Below are 12925 nucleotides of genomic sequence, written 5' to 3'. Positions count from 1 at the left end.
ATGTTTGCAAGCTTGTGAGAATGGCTTGCAAAGGCGTTCTCGTTGAAATTGCAAAGTCCATTGAGAGGCAGAGGCCGAAATTCGCATGATCAATGAGAACCCACAGAGTCCATGTCCGTCCATTCATGCACTCATCTGCAGGTTTAGGTTAGTAGAATGTAACTGGTGGTGCAGGCAGCCATTTCGGTCTGCGCCACCTGCCATTTCAGGGAGACAGAGGGATGGCCATCTTCCAAGTCAGCCAGAAAGAGCTGAAGCCAGTCTCCGAAACATCCTTTGGTGCCGAAGGCATCATGGAGCGCAAGGACATCCAGCGGATGCTGCGCAACCAGATCTGCGTTCTTGACGAGCGTCTGATGGTGATTGCCGAAGAATTTGGCGATTGGGTCGATAGTTCCCGCCGCATCGATCTGCTTTGCATCGATGCGGACGCGAACTTAGTCGTCGTCGAGTTGAAGCGCACGGACGATGGTGGACATATGGAGCTGCAGGCTTTGCGTTACGCAGCTATGGTCTCGGCTATGACCTTCGAGCAGTTGGTCGACACCCACGCTCGCTATTGGAATAAAGCAAGCCCAGACACCGACGCCGCCAAAGCGTCAATTATGGAGTACCTCGGGTGGGATGAGGTTTATGAGGACCAGTTCGCCCAGGACACCAGAATTCTTCTGGCCGCAGCGGACTTCAGTAAAGAACTCACCACAGCAGTGATGTGGCTTATTGACAGGGGCATCGATATTCGATGCATCCGTATGAAGCCCTATCGCATGGCCGACGGGACTCTCTTGCTGGACGTGCAACAGTTGATCCCGCTGCCGGAGGCCACTGCCTTCCAAACCCAGATCGGCGTAAAGAAGCAGGCCGAACGCCAAAGCCGCACTGATCGGCACGACTTGCGCTTGAAGTTTTGGGAGGGGTTACTTGAGGTTGCCAAAACTAAGAGTGATGTGCATGCCAACCGCAAGCCGACATCTGATGGCTGGCTCAGTGGCGGCATCAACCGGTTCGGATTTACCTTGACCTACACCACCCGTCGCACTGATTCACAGGTGGAACTTTGGATCGCCCACGGCACTGGGCAAGCGGCAAAAAACAAGGCAGCGTTCAAAGCGTTGGAGGTTCACAAAGCAGCCATCGAGGCCGACTTTGGTGCTGCGCTGGAATGGCAGGAACTGCCGGAGGGCGAAGGCTGCCGAATCCGCTACGTTATCGAAGGTGGCTACAAGTCCCCCATCGACCAATGGCATGGTATTCACGTCAACATGGTGGACGCCATGGTTCGGCTAGACAAAGCCATGCGACAGCGAGTTGCGCAAATGAACTACTGAGTCCAGCGCGACGAGTGCGCAACGGCGGCGATCGCTTCGACGCGCACGGCGTCGCGACTGAGGGTGCTGCGCACAGTCACGCGCTGGGCAGCTCCCCGCTTTCCCCCACGATCCGCGGCTCTCCCACGGGCGCCAGTACCAGGTGCTCGTCGTTGCTCACGTACGGTACGAAGCCCAGCTGCCCGCGCACCTTGTGAAACGGCGTGGCGAACTTGTCGACCAGCGGGGCCGTCATGCGGTCGAAGAAAGCGGTGTGGGAGCCGTTGACGGCGTAGGTGGACTCGATGCGGCCCCAGCGCAACATCCATTGGCTGCGGCTGCGCTGCACGCCGACGCGGATGTGCTCGTCCAGGCAGTGGCCAGCCTCCTTGAAGAACAGCGTGAGGCCGAAGTACAGAAAACCATCGTCGCCCACTTTCAGCCGGGGGGAGAGCGTGGTGCCTTCGGAGGCTACGCGTTCCAGGCGCTCGTCGAGCACGTGGAACTCCACGTCCGTCGAGCGGGCGCCCAGGTAGGTGATGTAGTCCACGCGCAGTTGCTCGCCGAACACCTTGCAGTCCTCCTTGTACTGCTCGAAGTCGCGGCACCATGCCATGGCCTTCTTGTGCAGTTCGCGGAAGGTGGTGGTGTGGGGGCTGGTGGTCGTCGTCGAGGGAGGCGTCATGGCGGGCATCTCCGCAAGCATGCGGTGCGGTGAGAACAGGAAGCGAGCGGCGGGAGCGCAAGGCAGGGCAACAGGCGGATGACCCCCGCCTGCCGGCTCCGCAACCAGCTGCCCCTGTTGTTGCACAGGGGGACTGTTCCGTGTGTCGGACGGCGACGCAGAAGGTATGAATCGCGCGCGGTCCACGGTGCGGAAACGTGCGCATTCCGTTACCAAAACGGGCTTGATCTTGCTCAAGACGCATAGCGATCGGTGGTTCAATCCGCCGCTTCGTCCGATCGACAGCTGACAGGTTTTTTCTTCCGTGCGTTCTGTGTTTGCCCGGCCCGCCCTGCGGTGGGCCCTGGCGGCGTGTGCCATCGCGTCGCCCCTTCTCGCTGCGGCCCCTTCCGTGGGTGCCGCGTCCTCCCAACCCACCACCGACATCGCCCGGCTACCTGCGTCGTTCAGGCAATGCGCGGCTTTCTTCGCAGGCGGGCAACCGCCAGCGGTGCCGCGGCAGCCGCGCCAGCGGGAATTGTGTTTCGACGCGTTCGCGGTGCTGCATAGCGGCGACACGCGCACGCCGGTATTCGTGGCGCAGCGGCTCAACAAGAACGCGCTGGGCGGCATTCCGCGGGCCAAGTCCGACCGGTTCTTTGCCGATGCGCGGCTCCCCCGGGCCGAGCGGGCGGAGCTGGACGACTACAAGCGCTCCGGCTACTCGCGCGGGCACATGGCGCCGGCGGCGGACATGGCCACCGAGGCGGCCATGGCGCAGTCGTTCTCGCTGGCCAACATCGTTCCGCAGGCGCAGAAGCACAACGGCGGCGCCTGGGCCAAGGTGGAGCAGGACACGCGCAAGTACGTGCAGCGCGCGCAGGGCGATGTCTACGTGATCACCGCGCCGGTGTTCGAGCCGGGCGGCCCGCGCATCGGGCCCCGTGGGGTGGCCGTGCCGACGCATCTTTTCAAGCTGGTGTACGACAGCCACACGCAGCGTGCCTGGGCGCACTGGCAGGCCAACCGCGACGACGAGAAGGCTTCGCGCCCGATCAGCTACGAAGAACTGGTGCGGCGCACCGGCGTGGAGTGGCTGCCCGAGCGCGGCGGGTAGACCGTCCCTGCCAGGCAGACGCGCGCACCACCTGCAGGACCGACAATCGGTGCATGCGCTCGCCCATCTCCATCGTTGACGTCGATCGGCTGGACACCTGGTCCCGCTACCGCGCGGGCCTGTGCGATACCTGCGCCGCCAACTGCTGCACGATGCCGCTGGAGGTGCAGCTGTCCGACCTGGTGCGGCTGGGCCTGGTGGACGCGTTCGAGGCCGAGCACGAGGAACCACGGCACATCGCCAAGCGGCTGCAGAAGGCGCGGCTGATCGACCACTTCAATCACAAGAACGTGGTGTTCACCATGGCACGGCGCGCCAGCGGCGACTGCCATTTTCTGGATGCGAACACGCGCCGCTGTACGGTGTACGAACAGCGGCCCGACACCTGCCGCCTGCACCCCCAGAAGAAGAGCCCCAAGCCCGGTTATTGCGCTTACGGCGCCACCAGTGCCGCGCAGCGCGGACGGCCGCGGTAGCCCATCGGTCAGACGCGGCCGCGCGCTGCGTCACACGGAGCCTGCTGCACGCCCGCGGCAGCCCCCGCTGCCCCGTCACACAGTGGGCCGGCGCACGAAGCCGGCACCCAGTTCGTCCGGCGGAGCGAGGAGGTCCGTCGCCACGACCGCATCCACCCGGGCGCCGGCCGGTCCCCGGCGGGCCCAGTCCTGCAGGGCCTGTACCGCGTGCGACGCGCCCTGCACCAGAGCCTCCACCGAGCCATCGCTGCGATTGCGCACCCAGCCCCGCACGGCCAGGGGTGCGGCGGCGTCGACCATCGACTGGCGGTAGTACACACCCTGCACCCGGCCATGGATGGCGAGGTGGCGGGTGATGGCCTGGGTGGGGGCGGAAGGGGCGGCAGAAGAAGAGGAGGAGGGGACGGGGGTATCTGGCATGGCAGCAATGTAATGAAGGACTCCTGGGTACGCAGCGCCGAATCGCCGGGCGCAGCAGGCCCTTCCTATCGCCCGGTGGTGTGCCCGGTGCAATCCGCCACGGCAAGGCCTTGCATGGCGCACACTGGGCGTTCCGTCCCACCACTGCAGCCGCCGCCATCCGCTGACGCCGAGCCCCATGTCCGCCGCCCGCAAAGCCCTGCCGGTTATCGACACCAGCCGCTGTACCGGCTGCGGCTGGTGCGTGGCCGTGTGCCCGCCCCACGTGCTAGCGCTGCAGGTGCAGGTGCAGGGGCCGCAGCCCTGGGGGCCCAAGCGCTCGGTGTTGCACGACGTGCCGGGCTGCACCGGCTGCGCGCTCTGCGCGGTACGCTGCCCGTTCGACGCGATCCGCATGGCGCGCCGGCCTGCGGGCGCGACGCTGGCCGGTGAAGACTGAGAGCGGAAACAGCGGAGCGGCGCGCGGCGGCGCCTCAGGCGTTGCGGACCACCACGCGGTTGCGGCCGGCTTCCTTGGCGGCGTACAGGCACTGGTCGGCCTGGTCCAGCAGGGGCAGGCCTTCCTCGCCGCGCACGCAATGGCCGGTCACCAGGCCCACACTGACGGTGAGCACCGGCGCGGCGGATGAATCCTCGTGCGGAATACCCAGGGCGCGCACGGCATCGCACGCCGCCTGTGCGATCTGCGCGGCAGCGGCACCGGCCCCACGCCCGCCGTCGGGCACAAGAAAGGCGAACTCCTCGCCCCCGAAACGCGCGACGAAGTCGCCCGGCCGGCGCAACGCCTGGCGCAGGGCGCCCGCCACGGCACGCAGGGCGTCGTCGCCGGCCACGTGGCCGTAGCGGTCGTTGAACTGCTTGAAGCAGTCCACATCGACCATGCCCACGCTCAAGGGCCGGCCGGTGCGGCGGGCCTTGCCGCATTCGATGCGCAGCGCCTCGTCGAAATGCCTGCGGTTGGGAATGCCGGTGAGCTCGTCGATGAACACCAGCTCCAGCATCGCCCGGCGCTCGGCCGCCATGCGCAGCTGGGCCTGTACGCGCGCCATGATCACTGGCGAATGGACGGGCTTGGTGATGTAGTCGACCGCGCCCAGGGCGAGCGCCTGCGCCTCGCTTTCGGGCTGGTGCAGCGCGGTGAGGAAGATGACGGGAATGTCCCGCGTCTGAGGATCGGCCTTGAGCGCCTGCAGCACCTGCAGGCCGTCCATGTCGGGCATCAGCATGTCCATCAGGACCAGATCGGGGCAAAGGTCGCGGGCGGCCTCAAGGGCCTCGGCGCCGCCAGCGGCGATGAGCACATCGGCCTGCTCGCTCAGCAGCTCCTGCAGGACCTGCCGGTGCGCTTCGAGATCGTCCACCACCAGCACGGTCTGCGGTGCGCGGAGGTCGGGCGCAGCCATGGGCAGCGGGGGAAGCGGTTCGTTGGAAGAGGCGGCCAAGCGTGCGACTTTCGGAGAGACGAAGGCCCGATCGTAGAAATCCGCATGCCCCCCCCCGCGTAGGACAAGCAACCCGCAGCACGCAGCCGTTTTCCGCGCTCCACCGTGGGGAACTGCGGTGGCGTAGGGCAGCCCCACGCGCGCTTGTCCCACAGCACCGCGCGGGCCGGCCATGGTGTGATTTCTCCTTCGTCCTCGTACCACCCATCCACACCGCAAAGGAGCCCTCCATGTCCGCAGAAAAAACCGCATCCGTCCACTGGGAAGGCGCCGGCAAGGCCGGCCAGGGCCAGATCAGCACCGAGACCGGCGCGCTGAACAAGTACCCCTATGGCTTCGCCAGCCGCTTCGGCGATGACCGCAAGGGCACCAACCCCGAGGAAATCGTGGGCGCGGCGCATGCAGCCTGCTTCACCATGGCGTTCTCGTTCGCCGCCGACAAAGCCGGCATCCAGACGGAAACCGTGGACACCACCGCCAAGGTGCGCCTGGTGCAGGACGGCGAAGGCTTCAAGATCGACCGTATCGCCCTTACGCTGACGGCCAAGGTGCCCGGCATCGACGAGGCGAAGTTCCAGGAACTGGCCGAAGGCGCCAAGGCCAACTGCCCGCTGTCCAAGGCCCTGGCCGGCGTGCCCGAAATCACCCTGAACGCCACGCTGGTGCAGTGAGGCCCCGCATCGCCCTGCCCCGGGCGATGCAAGTCAAAAACAGCTGCAGCGCTTACTCCATAAGCGCAAGCAGCTATTAATTCATGAGCGATCGGCCAGGCGCAGCGCGTCCTGTACACTCGGCCCACCATGTCGTGCCTTCACACCGCTTTCCACACCTTGCCTGCCGCCTCGGCCCAGGCGCGGTTGAACGCACGAATGATTACCACCATTACCACCGCGGCTACCTAGCTTGCGCGGGGTGGCCGTACCGGCGGCCACCTGGTGTCATTCCCTCCCCGAACGAACCCAGCTCTGGCAGCTGGGTTTTTTGTTGGCCGTTTACCTTTGGGGACCGCGGCCTTTTGGAGAGAGTGACCCACCATGTTCAATGAGCCCCACCTGAGATCCCTGCCCGGCAGCGCTGCCGCGCCTGCCACCGCGATGCGCCCGCTGCGCGTGGGCATGATCGGCATCGGCACGGTGGGCGGCGGCACCTGGGCGGTGCTGCAGCGCAACCAGACGCTGATCGCGGCGCGCGCCGGACGCGGCATCGAGATCGTGGCCGTGGCGGCCCGCAACCTGGAACGCGCAGCCGCCGTGCTGCAGGACGCGCCGGGCGTGGAGCTGACCCGCGACCCGCTGCGCGTGGCCACGCACCCCGAGGTCGACGTGCTGGTGGAAGTGGCCGGCGGCACCGGCCCGGCGCTGGAATGGGTACTGGCCGCCATCGCCCACGGCAAGCATGTGGTGACCGCCAACAAGGCGCTGCTGGCCGTGCACGGGCAGACGGTCTTCGCCGCCGCCCAGCGGCAGGGCGTGGCCGTGGCCTACGAAGGCGCGGTGGCGGTGAGCCTGCCCATCATCAAGGCGCTGCGCGAGGGGCTCACGGCCAACCGCATCGAGTGGGTGGCCGGCATCATCAACGGCACCAGCAACTTCATCCTGACCCGCATGCGCGAGGACGGCGTGGACTTCGCCGCCGCGCTGGCCGAGGCCCAGGCACTGGGCTATGCCGAGGCCGACCCCGCCTTCGACGTGGACGGCGTGGACGCCGCGCACAAGGCCTCGCTGCTGGCGGCCAACGCCTTCGGCATGCCGGTGCGCTTCGACCAGGCCCAGGTGGAGGGCATTCGCACGCTGCAGGCGCTGGACGTGGAATGCGCGCGGCAGCTGGGCTTTCGCGTCAAGCTGCTGGGCATCGCCCGGCGCCAGGCCGAAGGCGTGGAGCTGCGCGTGCACCCGGCGTTTGTTCCTGCGCAGCACCTGCTGGCGCAGGTGGACGGTTCGATGAACGCCGTGATGGTGAAGGGCGATGCGTCGGGCGTGACGATGTACTACGGCGCCGGGGCGGGCGCGGAGCCCACGGCCTCCGCCGTGATCGCCGATCTGGTGGACGTGGCCCGACTGCCCGCCGGCACCGTGGCCGCACAGCAGCGCGTGCCGCACCTGGGCTTCCACCCCCATGCCGTGGACGAACAGCTGGCCGTGCTGCCCCGCGCTGCCGTGCACACCCGCCACTACCTGCGCGTGCCGGTGCACCAGGCCCCGCAGATCGAGGCGGTAGGCGCCTGGCTGACCGCCCAGCAGGTGCCGGTGCAGCGCATGGAGCTGGCGAACGAAAAGACACTGCCCGCCTGCGGCACGCCCCAGGTGCTGGTGCTGACCGATGCCGTGCGCCAGGCCACGGTGGACCTGGCGGTGCACGCGCTGGCCGCCCACCCGGCGGTGGCAGGGCCGGTGGTGGCGCTGCGGGTGGAGATGCTGGAGGGTTGAGGGCGGCGGGAGCCCACTGCGAGGCTCACTGCCAAACCGGGCGATCGCGCAACGGCGCCTGCGACGCGCTCCGGGGCCGATACCCGGCACCGGAGCCCGGCGCGAGCAGCTCAGGCGCCCGGCCCCTCCACCTCCAGCACCGGGCTGCAGTTGATCTGCGTTCTGACCGAGTTGGCCAGAAAGCAGGCCGCATGGGCGCGGTGGTGCATTTCGGCCAGGGCCGCTTCGGTCGGGGCGTGGGCCGCGTCGAACACGGTGACGGGGCGCAGCTGCACCTGGCTCACGACGATGCGGCCCTGCGCATCGGGGGCCATGGTGCCCACCGCGGCGTCGGTGTAGCGGTTCACGCGCCAGCCTGCGCGGCTGGCCAGGTCCAGAAACCAGAGCATGTGGCAGCTCGACAGCGCGGCGACGTAGGCCTCTTCCGGGTCCACCGCCGCCGCATCGGAATAAGGCAGCGGCACGACATGCGGCGATGACGACGCGGCCACCATGGCACCGCCGTCGAACTGCCACTGGTGGCCGCGGTGGTAGCGCTTGTCGAGGAAGTCATCGGTGCCACGGGTCCAGACGACGGTGGCGGTGTGCGATGCGGCCATGGAGGGAGTCTTTCCGATTTCTAAAATGGTTCTTCAGTTTAGGCACCCATCCAGGCAGCCAAGGAGCCAATTCGTGCCCACACCCAGAGCCAATGCCGCGCTTGTGCGTGCCCACCCTGCGGCTGCGCCGTCTGCCACATCCGCCGCAGCCCCGTTGCTGCGCCAGCAGGTGTATGCGCAGTTGCGCAGCGCCATCGAACAAGGCCGCTGGCCCGCGGGTACGCGGCTGCCGCCGTCGCGCGCGCAGGCCGAGCTGCTGGGCGTATCGCGCAACACGGTGCTGTGGGCCGTGCAGCGCCTGCTGGCCGAAGGGTATGTGGAAGCCCGCGTGGGCGACGGCACCTATGTGGGCCGCGCACTGGCGGCCCGTGCGCCGGGCACGCCGGGCGCGAAAGCAGCGCTGGTGGCCTCGCCCCGGGCCCTGTCGCGGCGGGGGCAGCTGGTGGCGGACACGGCTATGCGCTGGCGCCCGCCGCTGGTACCCGCGCGGGCATTTCGCATCGGCGCGCCCGACGTGGCGGGTTTTCCGTTTGGGGTGTGGGATCGGCTGGCCCGCCAGGCCACCCAAGCCCAGCGCATCACCCGCGCGCAGTACCTCGACCCGGCGGGCGACCCGGATCTGCGCCAAGCCGTGGCGCAGTGGCTGTGGGCGTCGCGCGGCATCCGGTGCGATGCGGCGCAGGTGGTGGTGTGCTCGGGCTCGCAGCAGGGCATCGACCTCATCGCGCGCCTGCTGCTGGACGTGGGTGACGAGGTGTTGGTGGAAGACCCCGGCTACCCCGGTATCCGCGCCAGCCTGGTGGGCCACGGTGCGCTGGCCCGGCCAGTGCCGACGGATGCCAGCGGCCTGTGCATTGCGCAGGGCGCGGCGCAGTGGCCGGCCGCACGCATGGCGGTGGTCACGCCTACGCACCAGTTCCCCACCGGGGTGCGCATGGACCTGCCGCGCCGCCAGGCCCTGCTGCAATGGGCACGCGACCAGGACGCCTGGGTGGTGGAAGACGACTACGACGGCGAGTTCCAGTACGGCAGCGCCGCCCAGCGTGTACCGGCGCTGTGCAGCCTGCCAGGGTCGGAGCGTGTGCTGTACGTGGGCACGTTCTCCAAGACCCTGCACCCCGGACTGCGCCTGGGCTTCGTGGTGGTGCCGCCTGCGTTGGTCGAGGCCTTTGCCATGGCCCGCGCCATCACCGACCGGCATGCGCCGGGCGACACGCAGGCCGTGCTGGCCCGCTTCATTGCCGAGGGGCATCTGCTGCGCCACCTGCGCCGGGTTCGCGATCTGTACCAGCACCGCCAGCAGGTGCTGATCGGCACCTTGGCCGACGCCAGCAACGGCCTCTGGCAGCTGTCCCCCAGCGACCGGGGCATGCATCTGCTGCACGAAGTCCCCGCCGACACCGACGACGAGCGCCTGGCGCGCAGCGCGCAGGCCGCGGGCGTGATGCTGGCTCCGCTGTCACGCTACGCGGTCGCGTCGCCACGGCGGGGCTGGCTGCTGGGCTATGCGGGCTATGCCGAGACAGAGATCCGCTCAGCCGCGCGGGTGGTGGGCGCGCTCGCGCTGCGCTGAGCCGGGGGAGTGGGGAAGGCGGACGGGACGAAGCGTACCGGCAGCGGGCCTGCCGCCACAGCCTGGGTACAAGAAAAATATGCCGCCAGCGCTTATCCAATAAGCGAAAGCAGCTATCAATAGATGAGCGTTATCCGGCGAACCGGCGGGGCGCCCCCCGGCTTGCCGCTCTACTGCTGTTTCTGCTTCTGGTACGCCCGGTCCGCCGGAGGCCCGCGGTCGGTGTCCTGCAGGCCGCGGCTCACGTCGCGGTAGGCCTGCTCGACGTTCTCGTCGGGCTGGCCGTCCGTCATGCCGACGGACTGGTCGCGCTCGTGGGGCAGTTGGGGGACGGAACCGTCCTCGCCTTCGAGATCGCCGCTGGGCGGCACGCGGGGGTTCTGGGTGTCCACCGAGCGCTGCACAGACGTGGCGGGCGCGTCGGGCGGGGTCTGGGTTTCCGGGTCTTTGCCGGCTCCGGGGGTGGGGCGGGTCATGGTCGGGGCCTTGTCTTGATAGGAATGGCCCATGCTAGGCGCGGGCTGCACGCAGTGGCTGTAGGCAGGGAGGCAGGCCCGGTGTCGCAGCCGGGCGCGTCAGAACGCATCGCGGATGGGCGGCGGCACGGTGCCCGCAGCGCTTCCATGCCACACTACTACTGTATGTCTCAACAGGAATGGGCCGCGCAGGCCCTGCAGTCTTTCGATGCGGTGGTCGGTGCCACCGAGGGTTTCCGCAGCCGCGCCGGCCAGCGGCGCATGGCCGAGCAGGTCGCCCACACCTTCGCCCAGGCCCAACTGGGCAAGCTGGAGGAGGGCGGCGACGAGGCCAGCGGCGGCGACGCGCCCGCGCCCACGCGCTCCATCGCCGTGGTGCAGGCAGGTACGGGCGTGGGCAAGTCGCTCGCGTACAGCGTGCCGGCCATCGCCATGGCGGTGGCGCGCGGCACCCGGGTGGTGATCTCGACGGCCACGGTGGCGCTGCAGGAGCAGCTGGTCAACAAGGATTTGCCGGCGCTGGCGGCGCGCATGGAGCAGCCGTTCAAGTTCGCGCTGGCCAAGGGGCGTGGCCGCTTCGTGTGCAAGCTCAAGCTGGAGCGCCTGGCCACCGGCGGCACGGCCGAGGGCGACGCGCCCGATGACGACCTCTTCGCCGAGGAAGAGGCCGAGCAGCGCGCCAAACGCCCGCGCCACGAATCCGAGGCGCGCATGAAGTTCTACGCCTCCATGGCCGACGCGCTCGCCACCGCCGGCTGGGACGGCGACCGCGACACGCTGGACACCCCGCCCGAGCCCGAGGTGTGGAGCCCCGTGGCTGCCGAGGCCAGCAGCTGCACGGGCAAGCACTGCCCGGTGTTCAGCCAGTGCACCTATTACGACCGGCGCAAGGCGCTGGTGGCCGCGCAGGTCATCGTGGCCAACCATGATCTGCTGCTGTCGTCCCTGGGCGCGCGGCTGCTGCCCGAGCTGGACAACTGCCTGCTGGTGCTCGACGAAGCGCACCATCTGCCGGCCACCGCGCTGCAGCAGTTCGCCTGCGAGGCCGATCTGTCCCGCCTGACCTGGATCGACAAGCTCTCCAGCCGCGCCCTGCGCGTGGGCGCGCTGGTGGAAGTGGAAGAGATCGCCGACATCCCCCAGCACGCCGCCCGCCTGCGTACCGCGCTGACGGAGGCCGCCCGCTTGGTGATGGACGTGTACGGCGAAGAGCTGCGCGCGCCGCGCCCCGGCTGGGGCGGCCGTGCCCGCGCGCAGGCCCCCGGCGTGCCCACCCGCGCCCGCGTGCCGGGCGGCGTGCTGCCAGCCGCGCTGGTCGAGCCCTTCAGCCAGGCCGCCCACCATGCAGAGGGCTTTCTCGATGCGCTGCGTGCCATCTCCAAGGCCTTGCGCGCCGAGATCCGCGACAAGCCGGACGAGGCCCGCCGCCTGTCCACGCTGTACGCGCAGATCGGCGCGCTGGCGCCGCGGCTGGAGGCGGTGCATGCCGCCGCCCAGCTGCTGCTGCAGGACGCGCCCGAGGGCGCCGTGCCAGCCGCCAAGTGGTTCACGCTGGAAGTCGACGGCGACTACATCGTCGTCAAGGGCCATGCCAGCCCGGTGCTGCCGGGCAACACGCTGCGCCACCAGCTGTGGTCCGCCGTGCGCGGCGCGGTGCTCACCTCGGCCACGCTCACCAGCTGCGGCCAGTTCGACTTCTTCCTGCGCGAGGCCGGCCTGCACGGCGACGCCCACGTCACCACGCTGGAGGTGCCCAGCCCGTTCGACTACGCCCTGCAGGGCACGCTGGTGGCTACCGAGACCACGGCCGACCCGCGCGAGGCGCAGGCCTTCACCGCCGAGATGGTGGACTGCCTGCTCACCGACCTGGCCCTCGTCGAATCCGGCGCGCTGGTGCTGTTCACCTCGCGCGACCAGATGCGCCAGGCCGTCGATGCGCTGCCCACCGCCATGCGCAGCACGGTGCTGGTGCAGACGGCGCTGCCGCGCGCACAGCTGCTGGCGCGCCACCGCGAGCGCGTGGCGAACGGCGAGCCGTCCATCATCTTCGGCATGCAGTCCTTCGGCGAAGGGCTGGACCTGCCCGGCGCGCTGTGCGAATCGCTCTTCATCACCAAGCTGCCCTTTGCGCCGCCCGACGACCCCGTGGGCGAGGCGCGTGCCGAATGGCTGCGCGCCGCCGGCCGCGACCCGTTCAGCGAGCTGGTGGTGCCCGCCACCGCCATCCGCCTCGCGCAGTGGGTGGGCCGCGCCATCCGCACCGAAGAAGACCGCGCCCACGTGTACTGCTACGACAAACGCCTGGTGCGCACGTCGTACGGGCAGCGCCTACTCAAGGGCCTGCCGCCGTTCGCGCTGGAGCGGCGCTCGGCCTGAGCGCGCTGCGGCCCCGGCCGCGCCTTCCTCTCTTTTTTCCACTCGCTCA

The 12925-nt window shown here is 69.0% G+C and carries 13 protein-coding genes; 8 read left to right on the top strand and 5 right to left on the bottom strand.

Annotation, left to right across the window (positions count from 1 at the left end):
- Nucleotides 1-221 precede the first annotated feature (221 nt).
- Nucleotides 222-1328, top strand: coding sequence for a DUF4268 domain-containing protein (locus QE399_RS06505; protein WP_309827219.1), 1107 nt, complete (start codon nucleotides 222-224; stop codon nucleotides 1326-1328).
- 76 nt (nucleotides 1329-1404) lie between these two features.
- Here the strand turns inward: QE399_RS06505 and QE399_RS06500 are convergent, their stop codons facing one another.
- Nucleotides 1405-1992, bottom strand: a complete 588-nt coding sequence (locus tag QE399_RS06500) for a hypothetical protein (RefSeq protein WP_309827217.1) — start codon at nucleotides 1990-1992, stop codon at nucleotides 1405-1407.
- A 343-nt stretch (nucleotides 1993-2335) separates the two neighbouring features.
- On the opposite strand from QE399_RS06500, the gene QE399_RS06495 reads away from it, so the two are divergent.
- Nucleotides 2336-3088: a DNA/RNA non-specific endonuclease gene (locus QE399_RS06495; RefSeq protein ID WP_405044075.1), complete on the top strand. Its 753-nt coding sequence runs from the start codon at nucleotides 2336-2338 to the stop codon at nucleotides 3086-3088.
- A gap of 53 nt (nucleotides 3089-3141) precedes the next feature.
- Nucleotides 3142-3564 (top strand): YkgJ family cysteine cluster protein, encoded by a 423-nt coding sequence (locus tag QE399_RS06490; protein WP_309827213.1) that lies wholly within the window; start codon nucleotides 3142-3144, stop codon nucleotides 3562-3564.
- A 75-nt stretch (nucleotides 3565-3639) separates the two neighbouring features.
- Here QE399_RS06490 and QE399_RS06485 read toward each other — a convergent pair whose 3' ends face one another.
- Entirely contained in the window at nucleotides 3640-3984 is a 345-nt protein-coding gene (locus tag QE399_RS06485; protein ID WP_309827211.1) for an acylphosphatase, read from the bottom strand.
- Nucleotides 3985-4162: 178 nt separating this feature from the next.
- Here QE399_RS06485 and QE399_RS06480 point away from each other — a divergent pair, with 178 nt between their 5' ends.
- Nucleotides 4163-4423 (top strand): ATP-binding protein, encoded by a 261-nt coding sequence (locus QE399_RS06480; protein ID WP_309827210.1) that lies wholly within the window; start codon nucleotides 4163-4165, stop codon nucleotides 4421-4423.
- Nucleotides 4424-4457: 34 nt separating this feature from the next.
- On the opposite strand, the gene QE399_RS06475 is transcribed toward QE399_RS06480, so the two are convergent.
- Nucleotides 4458-5387, bottom strand: coding sequence for a diguanylate cyclase domain-containing protein (locus tag QE399_RS06475; protein ID WP_309827209.1), 930 nt, complete (start codon nucleotides 5385-5387; stop codon nucleotides 4458-4460).
- 269 nt (nucleotides 5388-5656) lie between these two features.
- On the opposite strand from QE399_RS06475, the gene QE399_RS06470 reads away from it, so the two are divergent.
- Both QE399_RS06470 and QE399_RS06465 read left to right on the top strand, forming a co-directional pair.
- Entirely contained in the window at nucleotides 5657-6097 is a 441-nt protein-coding gene (locus QE399_RS06470) for an OsmC family protein (RefSeq protein ID WP_309827208.1), read from the top strand.
- Nucleotides 6098-6460: 363 nt separating this feature from the next.
- Nucleotides 6461-7852 carry a homoserine dehydrogenase gene (locus QE399_RS06465; protein ID WP_309827207.1) on the top strand — a complete coding sequence of 464 codons (1392 nt, stop codon included), beginning with the start codon at nucleotides 6461-6463 and terminating at the stop codon, nucleotides 7850-7852.
- A 110-nt stretch (nucleotides 7853-7962) separates the two neighbouring features.
- Here the strand turns inward: QE399_RS06465 and QE399_RS06460 are convergent, their stop codons facing one another.
- The gene (locus QE399_RS06460; protein WP_309827206.1) at nucleotides 7963-8451 is read right to left on the bottom strand and encodes an OsmC family protein; all 489 of its coding nucleotides are present in this window, start codon (nucleotides 8449-8451) and stop codon (nucleotides 7963-7965) included.
- Nucleotides 8452-8524: 73 nt separating this feature from the next.
- Between QE399_RS06460 and pdxR the strand changes: the two genes are divergently transcribed.
- Nucleotides 8525-10024, top strand: coding sequence for a MocR-like pyridoxine biosynthesis transcription factor PdxR (gene pdxR / locus QE399_RS06455; RefSeq protein WP_309827205.1), 1500 nt, complete (start codon nucleotides 8525-8527; stop codon nucleotides 10022-10024).
- Between the two features lie 170 nt (nucleotides 10025-10194).
- On the opposite strand, the gene QE399_RS06450 is transcribed toward pdxR, so the two are convergent.
- Entirely contained in the window at nucleotides 10195-10500 is a 306-nt protein-coding gene (locus tag QE399_RS06450) for a hypothetical protein (RefSeq protein ID WP_309827204.1), read from the bottom strand.
- A 165-nt stretch (nucleotides 10501-10665) separates the two neighbouring features.
- Here QE399_RS06450 and dinG point away from each other — a divergent pair, with 165 nt between their 5' ends.
- Nucleotides 10666-12876: an ATP-dependent DNA helicase DinG gene (gene dinG, locus QE399_RS06445; protein ID WP_309827203.1), complete on the top strand. Its 2211-nt coding sequence runs from the start codon at nucleotides 10666-10668 to the stop codon at nucleotides 12874-12876.
- Nucleotides 12877-12925 lie beyond the last annotated feature (49 nt).

It is taken from the genome of Paracidovorax wautersii, from assembly GCF_031453675.1.
In the GTDB taxonomy this organism is placed as follows: Bacteria; Pseudomonadota; Gammaproteobacteria; order Burkholderiales; family Burkholderiaceae_C; genus Paracidovorax.
Note: the sequence above shows the minus strand (reverse complement) of the source record. Positions and strands in the feature narration are given on the sequence as shown.